At 50.1% G+C, this 18058-nt stretch carries 14 protein-coding genes and 3 pseudogenes; 7 read left to right on the plus strand and 10 right to left on the minus strand.

The window, feature by feature from the left end:
- Positions 1 to 74: 74 nt before the first annotated feature.
- Positions 75 to 977, minus strand: coding sequence for a LysR substrate-binding domain-containing protein (locus GUC46_RS16275; RefSeq protein WP_003022936.1), 903 nt, complete (start codon positions 975 to 977; stop codon positions 75 to 77).
- A 405-nt stretch (positions 978 to 1382) separates the two neighbouring features.
- Between GUC46_RS16275 and cobA the strand changes: the two genes are divergently transcribed.
- Positions 1383 to 2171, plus strand: a complete 789-nt coding sequence (gene cobA, locus GUC46_RS16280) for a uroporphyrinogen-III C-methyltransferase (RefSeq protein WP_044712655.1) — start codon at positions 1383 to 1385, stop codon at positions 2169 to 2171.
- Here cobA and GUC46_RS16285 read toward each other — a convergent pair.
- The 9 genes from GUC46_RS16285 to sdhC form a co-directional block, all read right to left on the minus strand.
- On the minus strand, positions 2150 to 3040 hold the full coding sequence (locus tag GUC46_RS16285; RefSeq protein WP_049014667.1) for a PocR ligand-binding domain-containing protein: 891 nt from the start codon (positions 3038 to 3040) through the stop codon (positions 2150 to 2152). The two genes, cobA and GUC46_RS16285, sit on opposite strands and share 22 nt — an antisense overlap.
- A 225-nt stretch (positions 3041 to 3265) precedes the next feature.
- Complete coding sequence (sucD, locus tag GUC46_RS16290) at positions 3266 to 4135, minus strand: succinate--CoA ligase subunit alpha (RefSeq protein WP_003022929.1); 870 nt, start codon at positions 4133 to 4135, stop codon at positions 3266 to 3268.
- A complete protein-coding gene (gene sucC, locus GUC46_RS16295; RefSeq protein ID WP_003022927.1) occupies positions 4135 to 5301 on the minus strand; it encodes an ADP-forming succinate--CoA ligase subunit beta in 1167 nt (388 codons plus the stop codon). The genes sucD and sucC overlap by 1 nt, the downstream gene beginning before the upstream one ends.
- A 90-nt stretch (positions 5302 to 5391) precedes the next feature.
- Entirely contained in the window at positions 5392 to 6615 is a 1224-nt protein-coding gene (gene odhB / locus GUC46_RS16300; protein ID WP_003022925.1) for a 2-oxoglutarate dehydrogenase complex dihydrolipoyllysine-residue succinyltransferase, read from the minus strand.
- 14 nt (positions 6616 to 6629) lie between these two features.
- Positions 6630 to 9431, minus strand: a complete 2802-nt coding sequence (gene sucA, locus GUC46_RS16305) for a 2-oxoglutarate dehydrogenase E1 component (RefSeq protein WP_003847318.1) — start codon at positions 9429 to 9431, stop codon at positions 6630 to 6632.
- A gap of 403 nt (positions 9432 to 9834) precedes the next feature.
- Positions 9835 to 10551 (minus strand): succinate dehydrogenase iron-sulfur subunit SdhB, encoded by a 717-nt coding sequence (gene sdhB / locus GUC46_RS16310; protein WP_003022921.1) that lies wholly within the window; start codon positions 10549 to 10551, stop codon positions 9835 to 9837.
- 15 nt (positions 10552 to 10566) lie between these two features.
- Positions 10567 to 12333 (minus strand): succinate dehydrogenase flavoprotein subunit, encoded by a 1767-nt coding sequence (gene sdhA, locus GUC46_RS16315; protein ID WP_003022919.1) that lies wholly within the window; start codon positions 12331 to 12333, stop codon positions 10567 to 10569.
- Entirely contained in the window at positions 12333 to 12680 is a 348-nt protein-coding gene (gene sdhD, locus GUC46_RS16320) for a succinate dehydrogenase membrane anchor subunit (protein WP_003022916.1), read from the minus strand. Before sdhD ends, sdhA begins: the two co-directional genes overlap by 1 nt.
- Positions 12674 to 13078: a succinate dehydrogenase cytochrome b556 subunit gene (gene sdhC, locus GUC46_RS16325; RefSeq protein ID WP_003831406.1), complete on the minus strand. Its 405-nt coding sequence runs from the start codon at positions 13076 to 13078 to the stop codon at positions 12674 to 12676. Before sdhC ends, sdhD begins: the two co-directional genes overlap by 7 nt.
- 383 nt (positions 13079 to 13461) lie before the next feature.
- Between sdhC and GUC46_RS23955 the strand changes: the two are divergent.
- From GUC46_RS23955 to GUC46_RS16350, 6 genes and pseudogenes are all read left to right on the plus strand, one after another.
- A pseudogene (locus GUC46_RS23955) lies at positions 13462 to 13572 on the plus strand (hypothetical protein).
- Positions 13573 to 13775: 203 nt separating this feature from the next.
- Positions 13776 to 15059 carry a citrate synthase gene (locus tag GUC46_RS16330; protein ID WP_003831404.1) on the plus strand — a complete coding sequence of 428 codons (1284 nt, stop codon included), beginning with the start codon at positions 13776 to 13778 and terminating at the stop codon, positions 15057 to 15059.
- 201 nt (positions 15060 to 15260) lie between these two features.
- Positions 15261 to 16878, plus strand: a pseudogene (gene tssD, locus GUC46_RS24300) (type VI secretion system tube protein TssD).
- On the plus strand, positions 16865 to 17149 hold the full coding sequence (locus tag GUC46_RS16340) for a bacteriocin immunity protein (RefSeq protein ID WP_016149801.1): 285 nt from the start codon (positions 16865 to 16867) through the stop codon (positions 17147 to 17149). Before tssD ends, GUC46_RS16340 begins: the two are co-directional and overlap by 14 nt.
- A 170-nt stretch (positions 17150 to 17319) precedes the next feature.
- Positions 17320 to 17364, plus strand: a pseudogene (locus GUC46_RS24120) (bacteriocin immunity protein); the annotation flags it as partial.
- Between the two features lie 87 nt (positions 17365 to 17451).
- Complete coding sequence (locus tag GUC46_RS16350; protein WP_049003268.1) at positions 17452 to 17994, plus strand: hypothetical protein; 543 nt, start codon at positions 17452 to 17454, stop codon at positions 17992 to 17994.
- The last annotated feature ends 64 nt before the right edge of the window (positions 17995 to 18058 follow it).

Below are 18058 nucleotides of genomic sequence, written 5' to 3' on the forward strand. Positions count from 1 at the left end.
TTGCCGGATAACGATGCTAACGCGTCTTATCCGGCCTACCCATCGTTGTAGGCCTGATAAGGCATAAGCCACCCTCAGGCAGCCGATACTACGGACTTACTGAGCAACCAGTTGCGGAAAATCTGTAAATGCTCGGATTCCGATTTTTCTTCACGCCATGTCATAATAAATCGATTTCCGGTACGCATCGGAACATCGCAAGGAATGACCATATCGCCACTGTCCAGATCGTGCTGAATGGCAAAACGCGGGAGCAGCGCAACGCCCAGATTAGAGCGGACCGCCGCGATCAGCATCGATAACAAATCAAATCTCGGACCTTTATTCACCAGCGGACTGCTGACATCTGACAGCGCAAACCATTCCTGCCAACCTTTGATGCGCGTGCTTTGGTGCAATAGCGGGAATTCGTTTAGTAATTCGTTTACCGCCAGTTTTCGTTCCGGTTCGGCCAGCAAACAGCGACTGCATACCGGCAGAATCTCCTCTTCAAACAGGTACTCAACCCCTGACCATGGCGAATAAAAGTCTTCGCGCATGATTGCCGCGTCATACTCTCGATTGAGAAAATCACCAATATTCGCCAGGGAATGAATGTTCACGATAATATCAGGATTAAGTTTGTTAAATTCCCGCAGGTTTGGGATCAGCCAGTGCGTGCTGAACGTCGGATTCACCGCCAGCTCAATAACCTGTACCGTCGGCTGCCAGGTCATTATCGTCGTCGTATCTCGTTCAAGCTTATTTAACGTTTCTTTAACGATGCTTAAATAGTGTTTGCCAGCCGCATTTAAAAAAATGCGTTTTTTGGCGTGATTAAATAGCGCGGTATTGAGAAAATCCTCCAGTGCATTTACCTGGCGGAAAACAGCACTTTGTGTTAGGGCCAGCTCTTCAGCTGCCCGGGTATAACTTTCGTGACGCGCAACAACTTCAAAAGTTACCAGCAACTCCGTCTTAGGTATTTTTCCTCTCATAACCTCTTCCATATGCAGCGTGCAAAAATAGTTTAATTTATAAAAAATAATTCAAGACACCCAGATAAGCATCGAGAGTTATATTTTATTTCATCCATTAATGTCATTGATCCAATCCATGATTTGCTCACACTGATGGTGGATGAATATTAACCAATAATACTTAAGGGAAACAATAAACACAATTTAAATAAGGTTAAACTTAAGCAAATAGTGCCAATAAGTTCTTAATAATTTTTCAAGTCATCTTGTTTATTGCAGAAAAAACTTTGCGAGATTAATCAATATTATCAGTGCGATAATTTTGGATAATTTCACGTTATAACTTACGGGCAAACGACTGCTTTTTATCATTCCTTGATGTAGTTTCTGCCTTTTTTTGATCGATGTGATAAAGGACACAATGTGAAAACTTTCGGAAAGGTCTGGCTCGTTGGGGCAGGTCCCGGTGATATTTCATTGCTCACCCTCAAAGCAATGATGTGCATTAAACAGGCTGATATCATTATTTACGATCGGCTGGTCAATCCTAAAATTTTGGAATGGGCATTACCAGATTGCCTGCTTATCAATGTCGGCAAAAACCCAGGCTTCCATTGTGTACCCCAGGATGAAATCAATGCGCTGCTTGTCCAGTATGCCCAAACTCACAATAATATTGTACGCCTGAAAGGTGGCGATCCGTATGTTTTTGGACGCGGGGCTGAAGAAGTTGAGGATCTCGTCGAGACGGGCATCCCATTTGAAGTGGTGCCGGGTATCAGCTCAACCATTGGTGGCCTGACCTATGCCGGGATTCCGGTAACACACCGCGATTTCGCCTCGGGATTTCACGTAGTGACCGGCCATACACGGGAGGGCAACCAACAGCAGGACTGGCGTCAACTGGCAAAACTGAATGGTACGCTGGTTATCGTCATGGGCATCGCCAATCTGGCGTTTATCTGTGAGGAATTATTGATGGGTGGAAAATCAGCAGATACGCCTGCAGCGCTAATTATGTCTGCCACCCGCGATAATCAGCGCCGACTGACCTGTACGCTCGGTTCACTACTGAGCAAGGCGCAGGAAGCTAACATCCTTCCCCCTGCACTGATAGTGATTGGTGATGTGGTTACCCTGAGCGATCGGCTCTCTTTTATCCCTGAAGCCTTCAAGCTGCCAGAAAACCTTTACTGTGACAGTCTGGCATGACGAAAAGACTGGGGCGACGTTTGATGCGCCGCCCGGAAAACGCGGCAAAAGTAGCTGGTTTGTGCGTATTGGAGTTTCCGGGCAATGCTGTCTATGGAATGAACGGGATCGTGCAATAACTCCCCCGCTTTTTGCATTTTTTTCTGATTCACCCAGGTTTTAAAGTTAACGCCCTGCCGTTTCTTAAAAAAACGGCTGAAATAGTTTGCGCTTAAGCAGACGTGAGCTGCTACGGATTCAAGGGATAATTCACCATACAAATTCTCATCGATATAACGCAACGCTGCCAGTAGCTTTTTCTCGTGTCGGGAAGGCTCTGTAAAATAATGACGCATGTAACTGGTCGCTGGGATAACAATCTCATCAGATTGTTGTTCTGTCTCAAAATTATCAATAATAAAATTCAATAAATTTGCTGATGCCACCAGCGTATTATTATCGACTACCGCCACCTTACTCCATTCAGTTTTTATTTTTGGTTCATCCATCCATGAGTATTCATTATCAATAATGATAGTTTTATATTCCTGATATTTTGCCCGCACCTGCCCACAGAGCATAAAACCGTACAGATTCCCCTCGCGAATTAATGGCATAGAAAACAGACTTAGCCCCGCATGACAGCTGAGTATTCTGGGTTTAAGGTGTTTTAATCCTTCAAAAGCACAATACTTGTCACACTTTTGACAACTCACACAATAGCGTTCATCCGCCCGCATTAATGTGCAGAACGAATTAAAATTATGACAATCCGAGAGAATTTTTCCGGTAACATCAACCACGACGGTGGCTAATCCAGTCGCACTGGAAAATACCTTTGCTATTGAGAAAAAACGTTGTAGGTAATCATCCTGAATTTTCAACGACACGGTATCCTCCGGCATTAATGAAATTAAAGCCGGTAATATGCAGAATTTAATCAAGAGAAAGAATGATGTTCACCGCAAAAAATAATCTCATTTATGCAGATGATTATGAGTAATTTGCAAGATTCAGATAACTAAAAATAAAAAAAGGCCATCATCAGATGGCCAACCATGTCGAAACGGGACCAGCCCTTGACTACGCAGAGAGTCAGGGCTGTTTTTTATTTATTACTTAATAACGGTTTTCAGCGCTTCGCCGATATCGGCCAGGCTACGAACAGTTTTCACGCCTGCGGCTTCCAGCGCAGCGAATTTCTCATCCGCCGTACCTTTCCCACCTGCGATGATCGCACCCGCGTGACCCATACGCTTACCTTTCGGTGCAGTCACACCCGCGATGTAACCCACAACCGGCTTGGTTACATGATCTTTAATGTATGCAGCGGCTTCTTCTTCTGCACTACCGCCGATTTCACCGATCATGACGATCGCTTCGGTCTGCGGATCTTCCTGGAACAGCTTCAGGATGTCGATGAAGTTAGAGCCTGGGATCGGGTCACCACCGATGCCCACACAGGTGGACTGGCCGAAACCGTAGTCGGTAGTCTGCTTAACCGCTTCATAGGTCAGGGTACCTGAACGGGAAACGATACCCACTTTACCCGGCTTGTGAATGTGGCCCGGCATGATGCCGATTTTGCACTCGCCCGGGGTGATCACACCTGGGCAGTTCGGGCCGATCATGCGCACGCCAGCTTCATCCAGCTTCACCTTCACGGTCAGCATATCCAGCGTCGGGATGCCTTCGGTGATGGTGATAATCAGTTTGATACCAGCATCAATCGCTTCCAGTATGGAGTCTTTGCAGAACGGTGCCGGAACGTAGATAACGGTGGCGGTAGCGCCAGTCGCTTCTACAGCTTCACGCACGGTGTTGAACACCGGCAGGCCCAGGTGCGTGGTGCCGCCTTTACCTGGCGTTACGCCGCCAACCATCTGAGTACCGTAAGCAATCGCTTGTTCGGAGTGGAATGTCCCCTGGCTACCGGTGAAGCCCTGGCAGATAACCTTGGTATCTTTATTAATTAAAACTGACATTATTTCCCCTCCACTGCGGCAACAACCTGCTGAGCTGCATCCGTCAGACTTTTCGCTGCAATAATATTCAGGCCACTATCAGCCAGTTTTTTCGCGCCGAGTTCAGCGTTATTACCTTCCAGACGTACCACGACCGGAACGTTTACACCTACTTCTGCTACCGCGCCGATGATACCGTCGGCGATCAGGTCGCAACGTACGATACCGCCGAAGATGTTAACCAGTACGGCTTTAACATTGTCATCAGAGAGGATAATTTTGAACGCTTCGGTTACACGCTCTTTGGTCGCACCGCCACCAACGTCGAGGAAGTTAGCCGGTTCGCCGCCGTGCAGCTTAACGATGTCCATGGTGCCCATTGCCAGGCCCGCACCGTTAACCATACAACCGATGTTGCCATCGAGCGCAACGTAGTTCAGTTCCCACTGCGCAGCCTGCGCTTCACGCGGATCTTCCTGAGACTGGTCGCGCATTTCGCGCAGGTCAGCCTGGCGGAACAGCGCGTTGCCGTCAGCGCCCAGTTTGCCGTCGAGGCAGATCAGGTCACCCTGTTTGGTGACAACCAGCGGGTTGATTTCGATCAGCGCCAGGTCGCGCTCCAGGAAGATAGTCGCCAGACCCATGAAGATCTTGGTGAACTGCTGAACCTGTTTACCTTCCAGACCCAGTTTGAACGCCAGCTCGCGCCCCTGGTAAGGCATCGGGCCTGCCAGCGGATCGAGCGCCACTTTGTGGATCAGGTGCGGGGTTTCTTCCGCTACTTTTTCGATTTCCACGCCGCCTTCGGTAGAGGCCATGAAGACCACGCGACGGGAGCTACGGTCAACAACTGCGCCGAGGTAAAGTTCTTTACCAATGTCGGTCGCGGCTTCAACCAGAATCTGATTTACCGGTTGGCCATGAGCGTCTGTCTGGTAAGTAACCAGACGTTTACCCAGCCAGTGTTCAGCAAAAGCGCGAATGTCTTCTTTGCTGTTCACAACCTTCACACCGCCCGCTTTACCGCGGCCACCAGCGTGAACCTGACATTTCACTACCCACGGGCCAGCGCCGATTTTTGAAGCGGCTTCTTCTGCTTCACGCGGAGTAGTACAGGCATAACCCACCGGTGCCGGTAAGCCATAGCGGGCAAAAAGTTGTTTTGCCTGATATTCATGTAAGTTCATGTGTTCTGTCCATCCTTCAGGTAATCGTTATCTTTTACCCGTAGGTCTGATAAGCATCCAGACCTACGGGGCAGGTGATACTCTTATTAACTACACGTCCAGCAGCAGACGCGTTGGATCTTCCAGCAACTCTTTAATGGTTACCAGGAAGCCTACTGACTCACGACCATCGATCAGACGGTGGTCATAAGACAGCGCCAGATACATCATCGGCAGGATTTCAACCTTGCCGTCTACCGCCATCGGACGATCTTTGATGGCATGCATACCCAGGATGGCGCTCTGCGGTGGGTTGATGATCGGCGTGGACATCAGGGAACCGAACACACCACCGTTAGTGATGGTGAAGTTACCGCCCGTCAGATCTTCAACCGTCAACTTGCCGTCGCGACCTTTAACTGCCAGTTCTTTAATGTTCTTCTCGATGTCAGCCATACCCAGCAGATCCACATCACGCAGGACCGGCGTGACCAGACCACGCGGCGTGGAGACCGCCATGCTGACATCAAAGTAGTTGTGATAAACCACGTCATCGCCGTCGATGGACGCGTTCACTTCCGGATAGCGTTTCAGCGCTTCAACTACCGCTTTCACGTAGAAAGACATAAAGCCCAGACGGATACCGTGGCGTTTCTCGAACGCATCACCGTATTGCTTACGCAGGTCCATGATTGGCTTCATGTTGACTTCGTTGAAAGTGGTCAGCATGGCGGTGGAATTTTTCGCTTCCAGCAGACGCTCGGCTACGCGTTTGCGCAGACGGGTCATCGGAACACGTTTTTCGCCACGCGCGCCCAGTTGAGCCTGTGGTGCAGGTGCTGCTGCCGGCGCTTTTGCTTCGGCTTTCGCAGCCGGGGCTTTCGCCAGATGTTTTTCAACATCTTCACGCGTGATACGACCGCCGACACCGGTGCCGTTGATAGCGCTGGCTTCGAGGTTATGCTCACCCAGCAGGCGACGGATCGCCGGGCTCAGGGCATCGTTGTTCTGCTCAGCAAGAGACGCCTGCTGGCGCTGTGCCGGAGTAGAATCTTTCTCTTCAGACTTAGCGCTGGTTTCTTTACCGGTGCTGTTGCCTTCACGCAGGCGACCAAGGATCTGGCGAGAAGTGACGGTTGTCCCTTCATCTTCCAGAACCGCATCAAGAATACCGTCCGCTGATGCCGGTACTTCCAGTACCACTTTGTCAGTTTCGATTTCTACCAGTACTTCATCACGACGTACTGCATCGCCCGGTTTTTTGTGCCAGGTTGCAACCGTTGCATCCGCTACGGATTCAGGCAGGTCGGGAACAAGAATATCTACGCTACTCATTATTTATCCTTTATTTAATCGACGTTCAGCGCGTCATTTACCAGATCTTGTTGCTGCTTCTGGTGAACGGACATATACCCTACTGCCGGAGAGGCAGAGGCCGGGCGACCTGCATAACGCAGAGCTGACCCAAATGGAATTACTTCACGGAAATGATGCTGGCTGCAGTACCATGCGCCCTGGTTGAGCGGCTCTTCCTGGCACCAGACAAAATCATGTACATGAGCAAACTGTTTCAGCGCTTCCTGCACCGCTTTATGCGGGAACGGATAGAGCTGTTCGATGCGCACAATGGCAACATCTTTTTGGTCGTTCTTGCGGCGTTGCTCCAGCAGGTCGTAATAAACCTTACCAGAACACATCACGACACGCTTCACGCCTTTCGGATCAAGTTCATCGACTTCGCCAATGGCTGGCAGGAAGGTGCCATTTGCCAGTTCGTCCAGCGTAGACACCGCCAACGGATGACGCAGCAGCGACTTCGGTGACATCACCACCAGCGGACGGCGCATACCGCGCAGCGCCTGACGACGCAGCATGTGGTAGACCTGTGCCGGGGTAGACGGGACGCAAACCTGCATGTTTTGCTCAGCGCAAAGTTGCAGATAACGTTCCAGACGCGCGGAAGAGTGCTCCGGACCCTGACCTTCGTAGCCGTGCGGCAGCAGCATCACCAGACCGCACATACGGCCCCATTTCTGCTCGCCGGAAGAGATGAACTGGTCGATAACCACCTGCGCACCGTTGGCGAAGTCGCCGAACTGCGCTTCCCAGATGGTCAGCGTGCGCGGTTCTGCCGTGGCATAACCATACTCGAACGCCAGTACCGCTTCTTCAGACAGCACGGAGTCCCATACGCGGAACGTGCCCTGACCGTTATGCACATGCTGCAGCGGCGTGTAGGTTGAACCGTTCGCCTGGTTATGAATCACTGCGTGACGGTGGAAGAAGGTTCCGCGACCGGAGTCTTCACCCGACAGACGAACCGGAATGCCTTCGTCAACCAGCGTGGCGTAAGCCAGATTCTCCGCCCCACCCCAGTCGAATAGCTTCTCGCCTGCGGCCATGGCCTGACGGTCGCCGTAAATTTTGGCAACACGCGACTGCATTTCAACGGCTTCAGGCACGGTGCTGATGCGTTTTGCCAGCTCCTGCAGACGCTTCATCTCAACCTTGTTCGGGTAGCTTTCGTCCCACTCGTGGTTGAGGTACGGCGACCAGGTGAAGGAGTGCATGTTCATTGGACGCCACTCTTTCACCACGCATTCACCAGCATCCAGCGCATCACGGTACAGATTGACCATTTCAGTCGCATCTTCCAGCGTGGCGACTTTGTCCGCTTCCAGCTTGTCAGCGTAAATTTTACGCGGGGTCGGATGCTTTTTGATTTTCTGATACATCAGCGGCTGGGTTGCGCTCGGCTCGTCGGCTTCGTTGTGGCCGTGACGGCGGTAGCACACCAGATCGATGAACACATCGCGTTTGAAGGTGTTACGGAAATCCAGAGCCAGACGCGTCACGAAAGCGACCGCTTCCGGGTCATCCGCGTTAACGTGGAAGATTGGCGCCTGAACCATCTTACCGATGTCGGTGCAGTACGGAGTAGAACGCGCATCCAACGGGTTAGAGGTAGTAAAGCCCACCTGGTTGTTGATGACGATGCGAACGGTACCGCCCACTTCGTAACCACGCGCTTTCGACATGTTCAGGGTTTCCTGAACCACGCCCTGCCCGGTTACCGCCGCATCGCCGTGGATGGTGATTGGCAGTACTTTATTGCTGCTCGGCTCGTCCAGACGATCCAGGCGTGCACGTACGGAGCCGATAACCACCGGGCTAACGATTTCCAGGTGCGACGGGTTAAACGCCAGCGCCAGGTGTACCAGACCGCCTTCGGTTTCGATATCAGACGAGAAGCCCATGTGGTACTTCACGTCACCGGTGCCGAGGTGTTCTTTATGTTTGCCCGCAAATTCGTCGAACAGTTCCTGCGGGCGTTTGCCCAGTACGTTAACCAGAACGTTCAGACGACCACGGTGCGCCATACCCAGCACCACTTCACGGGTACCGCTGTTACCCGCGTGGCGGATCATCTCTTTGAGCATTGGGATTAACGCATCACCGCCTTCCAGCGAGAAGCGTTTCGCGCCCGGGAACTTAGCGCCCAGGTAGCGTTCCAGACCTTCTGCTGCGGTCAGTTCGCTCAGGAAGCGTTTCTTCTCTTCGCTACTGAATGCGGCACGGCCAGACTCGATACGCTGTTGAAGCCAGCGTTTTTCTTCGGTGCTGGTGATGTGCATATACTCGGCGCCAATTGGGCCGCAGTAGGTTTGTTTCAGCGCAACAACCAGGTCGCTCAGCTTCATGGTGTCTTTGCCGCCGGCAAAAGAACCTACATTAAAGCTTTCCTGGAAATCCGCATCGGTCAGATCGTGGAAAGACGGGTCCAGATCGGCCACATTTTCTTGCTGCCACAGTCCCAGCGGATCAAGATTCGCATGCTGATGACCGCGGAAACGGTAGGCGTTAATGAGCTGCAGGACTTTAACCTGCTTCACATTGGCATCAGGGTCGGAGATAGAAGAAGAGTAACGTGGAGTAATCAACGCCTGCCGACGGAAATAATCACGTGTTTTTGAGTGGAGTTGATCCGGTTTGACTCCGGTACCAGGTAACTGCTGGAACGTCGAACGCCAGTTAGCATCTACCGAGTCAGGGTCGGTTAAGAAGTCTTCATAGAGCTGTTCTATCCAGCTCTGGTTAGAACCAGAGAGGTAAGAAGAGTCCAACCAGGCTTTCAAAGCGCTGTTCTGCATCGTGATCCCTTAAGCATCTTTTCTGCTTATTTAATACTCTAAATAGATCGCGTTTCAGGAAGGTGGCAAGCTTGCGAATCCCAGGGAGCTTACATCCAGTAAGTGACCAGGGTGAGCAAGTGCAGCCAACGCACATACAACGTGAACTATGACGAGTATTTCGCCGTGGATACTACCACGCACACCGATGTGCGTGCCGGGGTTCACTTGTTGCGGACTGTCGTGTCATCTGCGTCCGCTAAGGAACCTTTAAAAACTGTCTAATAATCTTCGCTGTTCAGGCTACGACTGCGTTGCGGCCTTGTCTCGCTCTGAACATCTCGATTATTACTACTCATATGGCAGTTTTTAGAGGTTTCCTGTACTACCGGGGAATCACTTCCCCGGCAACCACTACAAAATCTTACGCACTACGTTTGAGCAGCATCGACTTAATATGGCCGATGGCGCGCGTCGGGTTCAGTCCTTTAGGACATACGCTGACGCAGTTCATGATGCTATGACAGCGGAATACGCTGAAAGCGTCACTTAAACCTTCCAGGCGGCTGTCGGTCTCGGTATCGCGGCTATCAATTAAGAAGCGATACGCGGCCAGCAGGCCTGCCGGGCCAATAAACTTGTCCGGATTCCACCAGAATGATGGGCAGGACGTTGAGCAGCATGCACACAAAATACATTCATACAGCCCATCGAGCTTCTCACGCTGCTCAGGCATTTGTAAATGCTCACGAGCCGGCGGATTTTTCCCATTATTCAACAAGTAAGGCTTAATCTTCTCATACTGTGCGTAGAATTGCCCCATGTCTACCACCAAATCGCGCACAACCGGTAAACCCGGCAGCGGGCGAATGACAATTTTCTTGCCCGGCTGATTCAGCGCAGAAATAGGTGTGATACAGGCCAGTCCATTTTTGCCGTTCATATTCAGACCGTCGGAGCCGCAGACCCCTTCACGGCAGGAGCGGCGGAACGACAGAGACGGATCTTTTTCTTTCAGCTGCATCAATGCATCCAGCAGCATCATGTCGCGTCCTTCTTCCGCCTCCAGGGTGTAATCCTGCATACGCGGAGCGTCGTCAACATCCGGGTTATAGCGATAAACTGAAAACTCGAGTTTCATTGTCCTGTCTCCGCATTAATAAGTACGAATCTTCGGCGGGAATGCCGGGCGCAGCTTCGGTTCCATATTGACTTGACGTCGCGTCATGGATTCCGATTCTGGCAGGTACAGGGAATGGCACAGCCAGTTTTCATCATCTCGTTCCGGGAAGTCGAAGCGGCTATGCGCGCCACGGCTTTCGGTACGGAAGTTTGCAGAGACTGCAGTGGCGTACGCGGTCTCCATCAGGTTATCCAACTCCAGACACTCAACGCGCTGGGTGTTGAACTCGCTGGAGGTATCGTCCAGACGGGCATTTTTCAGGCGTTCGCGAATCGCTTTCAGCTCTTCCAGACCTTTAGCCATCGCATCGCCTTCGCGGAATACCGAGAAGTTATGCTGCATACATTCTTGCAGCGCTTTGCGAATCGCCACCGGGTCTTCACCGTTACGGTTGCCGTTCCAGCGATTCAGACGGGCCAGAGAAGCATCGATTTCATCTTCGGTCGCATCCAGCAGGTCACCCTGCTCAGCGATAGATTCCTGCAGATGCAGACCCACCGCACGACCAAACACCACCAGGTCCAGCAGCGAGTTGCCGCCGAGACGGTTGGCGCCGTGAACCGACACACAGGCGATTTCGCCGACGGCAAACAGCCCCGGGATCACCACATCTTCGCCCTGCTCATTCACAGTCAGCGCCTGGCCAGTAACTTTGGTCGGAATACCACCCATCATATAGTGGCAGGTTGGGATAACCGGAATCGGCTCTTTAACCGGGTCAACGTGAGCAAAGGTACGGGACAGTTCGAGAATGCCCGGCAGACGGGATTCCAGCACTTCTTTACCCAGGTGGTCGAGTTTCAGCTTAGCGTGCGGACCCCACGGGCCGTCGCAGCCGCGACCTTCACGGATTTCGATCATGATGGAACGCGCCACCACGTCACGACCCGCCAGGTCTTTCGCATTCGGGGCATAACGCTCCATGAAGCGCTCACCGTGTTTGTTCAGCAGGTAGCCACCTTCACCACGGCAGCCTTCTGTGACCAGAACGCCCGCACCGGCGATACCGGTTGGGTGGAACTGCCACATTTCCATATCCTGCACCGGCACGCCAGCGCGGATAGCCATACCAACACCGTCACCAGTATTGATGTGGGCATTGGTGGTGGACTGATAAATACGGCCAGCACCGCCGGTCGCCAGCACGGTCGCACGGGCTTTGAAGTAAACTACCTCACCGGTTTCAATACACAACGCGGTACAACCGACAATCGCGCCATCGGCATTTTTTACCAGATCCAGCGCATACCATTCTGAGAAGATGGTGGTATGGTTTTTCAGGTTCTGCTGATACAGCGTGTGCAACAGCGCATGACCGGTACGGTCTGCCGCTGCCGCAGTACGTGCCGCTTGCTCACCGCCGAAGTTCTTCGACTGGCCGCCAAACGGACGTTGATAAATTGTGCCATTGTCGAGGCGAGAGAACGGCAGCCCCATGTGGTCCAGTTCCAGAATCGCTTCCGGACCGGTTTTACACATATATTCAATAGCGTCCTGGTCACCAATGTAGTCCGACCCTTTGACGGTGTCGTACATGTGCCATTCCCAGTTATCTTCATGGGTATTACCGAGCGCAACGGTGATGCCACCCTGCGCGGATACGGTATGGGAACGGGTTGGGAACACTTTAGAGAGCAGCGCACAAGTCTGCCCGCTCTGGGAAATTTGCAGCGCCGCGCGCATACCTGCGCCGCCGGCACCAATCACAACAGCATCAAATTCTCTGACTGGCAGTTTCATTACACACCCCACACCACAACAAATCCATAAATGACGTAAACCACCAGCGCAACAACGATAGCCAGTTGCAGAATCAGGCGCACAGCCAGAGGTTTAACGTAGTCGGTCAACACCTGCCACATGCCGATCCAGGCATGAATCAAGATGGAGAAAAGTGCCAGCAGGGTGAAGACTTTGGTGAATGCCGATGAGAAGAAACCGGTCCAGACTTCATACGTCAGCTCGCCGCTGGTGGCGAAGAAACCGACCATAAAGATGATGTATAACGTCAGAACGATAGCGGTAGCACGGACCAGAATGAAGTCATGTACGCCGTTGCGTCCTAATGCGGAGGCGTTGCTTACCATACGAGGACTCCTGCGAGAAGTGAAAGCACGACAATAATAACGAAACAAATTTTGGCGGAGCGTGTCCCTGCTTCGAGGGTTTCTTCGATATAGCCAAAATCCATCAACAGATGGCGAATGCCCATTACGGCGTGATATGCCAGCGCAATCAGGATCCCCCACAGAATTAACTCCACAAAGAAGTTATTCATAATGGATGACGCGGTGAGGAAACCTTCAGGGGAGGAAAGGCTGGTACCCAATAACCACAACAGAATCCCGACCGCCACGAAGGTGATCACTCCGGATACGCGATGGAGAATGGACGCTATCGCCGTGATTGGGAACCGGATCGTTTGCAGATCCAGATTGACAGGTCTTTGTTTTTTCACATTTCTTATCATGAATAACGCCCACATGCTGTTCTTATTATTCCCTTTAGACTTCGGGTACAGAAGATGAAGACACCTGTAGCCTGAAAGACGACGGGATTTCCTTCCTCCGGTCTGCGTGCGGGTCAGACAGCGTCCTTACTATAACTACGCGTCATATAAAACACTGCTTCCAGATGCTAAAACGACACGTTACAACGCTGGTTGGCTCGGGATTGCAGGGTATTCCGGAGACCTGGCGGCAGTATAGGACGTTCACAAAATCATTACAATTAACCTACATATAGTTTGTCGGGTTTTATCCCGAACAGTGACATAGGTCACGATAACAACATTATTTTAATTTTTAATCATCTGATTTGACAATCATTAAACAAAGTTGTTACAAACGACACCAGAAAAAGCATATAATGCGTAAAAGTTATGGGGTCACTCTTTCACCGGAGATTTAGTTATGTAACAGTGTGGAAGTATTGACCAATACCTTCAGGACAGTTATTAGTGATAGACAGGTTAAATAATTCGGATTGCTAAGTTCTTGATTTGCAGTTTATTCGCCATAAAAAGACCGTTTTACCTGCAAGCGCCCATAGCTCTGTACCCAGGTCATCCCCTCTTTCGCAGAGCGGCGAGCCAAATAACAAACTGGTAACGGTTTATTGATGCACGAAGGCAAATTTGAGTTCCGGCAGTCTTAAGCAATAAGGCGCTAAGGAGACCGTAAATGGCTGATACTAAAGCAAAACTCACTCTAAATGGTGATGCTGCTATTGAACTGGATGTGCTGAAAGGTACGCTCGGTCAGGACGTTATTGATATTCGTAGCCTTGGCTCAAAAGGGATGTTTACTTTTGACCCAGGTTTTACCTCTACCGCATCCTGCGAATCCAAAATTACTTTCATCGACGGTGACGAAGGTGTTTTGCTGCATCGCGGCTTCCCGATTGACCAGTTGGCGACCGAGTCCAACTATCTGGAAGTGTGTTATATCCTGCTGTACGGCGAAAAACCGACGCAGGAAGAGTACGACGAGTTCAAAACCACAGTCACTCGCCATACCATGATCCACGAGCAGATCACGCGTCTGTTCCACGGTTTCCGCCGCGACTCTCACCCGATGGCCGTTATGTGCGGTGTCACCGGAGCGCTGGCAGCGTTTTATCATGACTCGCTTGATGTAAACAACGCGCGTCACCGTGAAATCGCCGCTTTCCGTCTGCTGTCCAAAATGCCAACCATGGCAGCGATGTGCTACAAATATTCCATCGGGCAGCCGTTCGTGTACCCGCGTAACGATCTCTCCTACGCCGGTAACTTCCTGAACATGATGTTCTCTACGCCGTGCGAAAAATACGAAGTGAATCCGATTCTGGAACGCGCCATGGACCGTATCTTAATCCTGCACGCTGACCACGAACAGAACGCCTCAACCTCTACCGTACGTACCGCGGGCTCTTCTGGCGCTAACCCGTTTGCCTGCATCGCGGCTGGTATCGCTTCCCTGTGGGGACCGGCACACGGCGGCGCAAACGAAGCTGCACTGAAAATGCTGGAAGAAATCAGCTCTGTTAAACACATTCCGGAATTTGTTCGCCGCGCGAAAGACAAGAATGATTCCTTCCGCCTGATGGGCTTTGGTCACCGTGTTTATAAAAACTATGACCCGCGCGCTACCGTCATGCGTGAAACCTGCCACGAAGTGCTGAAAGAACTGGGCACCAAAGATGATCTGCTGGAAGTGGCGATGGAACTTGAGCACATTGCGCTCAACGACCCATACTTCATCGAGAAGAAACTCTACCCGAACGTAGACTTCTACTCCGGCATAATTCTGAAAGCGATGGGGATTCCGTCCTCCATGTTCACCGTTATCTTCGCCATGGCGCGTACCGTTGGCTGGATTGCACACTGGAACGAAATGCACACCGACGGCATGAAAATCGCCCGTCCGCGTCAGCTGTACACCGGCTACGACAAGCGCGATTTTAAATCTGATATTAAGCGTTAATTGTTCAGGCCACCGGGTAATTCCGGTGGCTTTTCTCAGACCCTGCTCAAATTACCGCATTCATCTCATCAATATTATTCTCATCAGCTAATTCGTCCCAAAATACATTTCAGACATGCGCCCCTTTTATATAGCATCAATCGCCAACGCATAATTTGATTTTTAAATTTATTAGCTATTTAATTCGGTCTTATAAAATACATCTCTGAATTAAATGGCACGGGCGCTCTTATTTACCTGAAGATAACAGGTGAACAACAAGGAAATATTTCTTCCGGCTGCGGCACTTCCGCGTCAGTAGGGAATCGCTGGCAGGAAAACCATCCTGATGAGATTTTTGTTTTTTCACTTTCGAATGGATTAGCTAATACTGATTCTGGTATTAATACCCAGCTACTGAACTTCACAAAACTAATTGATAAAAGCACACCGTTATTGATTAACGCCATCAATAATAATGAACGTCTGTTTATTGAAATTGATTTATGGAGAATAAACAGATTTAGTAGATGGGAACGCTTCTATTATATTCAATTAAGAAATGCATCGGTAAAAAGCATACAAACCTATGTGGCCCTAAACGAGCTGGATACCGAAGAAATTGCAGTATCGTATGACTATATTCTTTGCAAACACCTGATTGCCAACACTGAGTTTGACTACCTGGCATTGCCTGCTGAGTACAACCGTTTATTTATACCACCCCGCCCTCAGCCGGTCAGTACGATAAAACCCATAGTGAAACGCCCTTCTCCCCCTGCACCACACATTCCAGCAGTTACGCCGGTCTATGCCAAATCCTGTCTGAAAGAAAAAGGCTGTACAGACGCGGGGCGAGTGGTCACTCAGTGGCATGCTCAGCGCCGCACGCGGCGTTCCTTATATCGGCGCGTTGGCTTCCGCGCTGTATATTCCGTCCGCGGGTACGGACAGTGCACGCGTTCCCGGACGCGATGAGTTCTGGTATGAAGAAGAACTACGGAAAAAGGCGCTGGTAGGTGGCACTGCCACCACCCGGGTTCGTTTTTTCTGGGGAACCGACATTCACGGTAAATCGCAAGTCTACGGCGTGCATACCGGCGAAGGTACTCCTTATGAAAACGTGCGCGTCGCGAATATGCTGTGGAACGATGAACATCATCGCTATGAATTTACGCCTGCCCACGACGCAGACGGGCCGTTAATCACATGGACGCCGGAAAATCCTGCGACCGGCGATTTACCCACACATACGGGTAGCAATGTTCCACCGCTGGATCAGCCAACCATTCTGGTGACACCAATCCCGGATGGCAAAAACGAATACACCACGCCGCCGTTCCTTGTGCCCGATGTCGCCGATTTTAACGATTATATTCTGGTCTTTCCGGCCGATTCAGGCATTCAGCCGATATATGTATACCTGAAAACAGCCCGGGACGACCCCGGTACAGCAACCGGCCACGGTGAAATTTTATCCGGAAATGGTCGTTGGCTTGAGGCCGCCAGTTCTGGGCTGGGAGCGCCGATACCTGCACAGGTGGCGGATAAGCTGCGAGGAAGAACATTTCGCAACTTTGACCATTTCAGAGAAGAATTCTGGCTTGCGGTGTCAGAATGCCCTGAGCTTATGAAGGATTTTAAACCATCTAACCAAACCCTGATAAGAATGGGGTTGGCACCATATCCTATTCCTTCAGAGCAGGTAGGCGGCAGAACGACTTTTGAACTTCATCACGTAGAAGAAATCCAGCATGGCGGAGAAGTTTTTAATATGGATAATATAAACATTACTACTCCTCGCTTACATATAGGAATACATAAAAATGCTAATAGATAATGAAAAAACCATAAGCGATTACACTGAGTCAGAGTTCATTGCTCTGCTATCTAACTTTTTTGAGAATAAACATGGGCTAAATGCCAAGGATTTTGGTAAATTTATCGATGATCTACAACTACATGTAGTCAAAGTCACCCAGCACCCACTTGGTAATGGACTGATTTTTAATACACCAGATGAGATTGAATGTTCACCCTTGGGAATATTCAAGGAAATAAAAAAATGGAGAGCATCTCATGGCTTAGAGTTATTTAAAGATTCTAAATAAGCTCTGCAAAGAAATTTATTAAAACAGTGAATATATGAATCATCTTAAGCAAAAACTCGAAGACTACACCGAAGCTGAATTCATATGAATTCTCCACAAACCCACGCTACCTGGGAGAAATAGACCGTGAATATTACATCGACTCATTAGTCGATCATTTCGATAAAATAGTGGATCATCCGGAAGGTAATGGTTTGATTTTTTATCCCCCAGATGACCGAGAAGACAGCCCGCAAGGCGTCATTGATGAAATCAAAAGATGGCGTAAGTCCAGGGACTCCCACTATTTAAGGATTCTGACAATGCCTCTGCCTGAACGAATGAGACCAGTTAAGGTCAGTAGTCGCAAGATCAAGGAACTGTCACAAAAAGCCACACAGATACTTGCAAGAATTGATAAAGGCGCAAAGGAAGAAGACTCTGCGCTAAGGAGCATGATTGATGAATGGAACAGCCAGGTCGTTTCTCCCCGAACATTTTCTGATTTCAGAGACTTTTCCTCCTGGACTAACGCCGTAGAGTTTACTCGTATAGCGTTTACCAGAGCACAATGGTATGCCGATTTTACATGGGACGAACTGATTCAAACCATTCGTACTGTTTGCGATCCCAAGTGCAAGGAATCCGAACAAGATCATGCCCTTTCATTACTCGAGAAAAATTTTGACGGTAATCCATCCGATCTTATTTTTTGGCCGAATGAATGGTTCCAGAATCCTGATATGTTACATGTTGAGTTAACTACTGAGGAAATCGCAGGGTATTTAGTGGCCCGATCCAGTAGATATTTAGATGATGCACCAAAAATGGAGCTAAAATACTCAATTCCTCTAGCCAATTCTTAAAAAAGGTGAATCTATCTTCATTTTATCCTGAACTCGTTATGCCAACCTCTAATGTTCTTAAGGT

The organism is Citrobacter sp. LUTT5 (assembly GCF_009905315.1).
In the GTDB taxonomy this organism is placed as follows: domain Bacteria; phylum Pseudomonadota; class Gammaproteobacteria; order Enterobacterales; family Enterobacteriaceae; genus Citrobacter; species Citrobacter freundii.

Excerpts from the sequence above, each read along its gene's own strand:
- sdhC (WP_003831406.1), bottom strand. The coding sequence starts at position 13,078 with ATGTGGGCGTTATTCATGATAAGAAATGTGAAAAAACAAAGACCTGTC.
- sdhB (WP_003022921.1), bottom strand. The coding sequence starts at position 10,551 with ATGAAACTCGAGTTTTCAGTTTATCGCTATAACCCGGATGTTGACGAC.
- odhB (WP_003022925.1), bottom strand. The coding sequence starts at position 6,615 with ATGAGTAGCGTAGATATTCTTGTTCCCGACCTGCCTGAATCCGTAGCG.
- sucA (WP_003847318.1), bottom strand. The coding sequence starts at position 9,431 with ATGCAGAACAGCGCTTTGAAAGCCTGGTTGGACTCTTCTTACCTCTCT.
- sdhD (WP_003022916.1), bottom strand. The coding sequence starts at position 12,680 with ATGGTAAGCAACGCCTCCGCATTAGGACGCAACGGCGTACATGACTTC.
- GUC46_RS16330 (WP_003831404.1), top strand. The coding sequence starts at position 13,776 with ATGGCTGATACTAAAGCAAAACTCACTCTAAATGGTGATGCTGCTATT.
- sdhA (WP_003022919.1), bottom strand. The coding sequence starts at position 12,333 with ATGAAACTGCCAGTCAGAGAATTTGATGCTGTTGTGATTGGTGCCGGC.
- GUC46_RS16340 (WP_016149801.1), top strand. The coding sequence starts at position 16,865 with ATGCTAATAGATAATGAAAAAACCATAAGCGATTACACTGAGTCAGAG.
- sucD (WP_003022929.1), bottom strand. The coding sequence starts at position 4,135 with ATGTCAGTTTTAATTAATAAAGATACCAAGGTTATCTGCCAGGGCTTC.
- GUC46_RS16275 (WP_003022936.1), bottom strand. The coding sequence starts at position 977 with ATGAGAGGAAAAATACCTAAGACGGAGTTGCTGGTAACTTTTGAAGTT.
- GUC46_RS16350 (WP_049003268.1), top strand. The coding sequence starts at position 17,452 with ATGCCTCTGCCTGAACGAATGAGACCAGTTAAGGTCAGTAGTCGCAAG.
- sucC (WP_003022927.1), bottom strand. The coding sequence starts at position 5,301 with ATGAACTTACATGAATATCAGGCAAAACAACTTTTTGCCCGCTATGGC.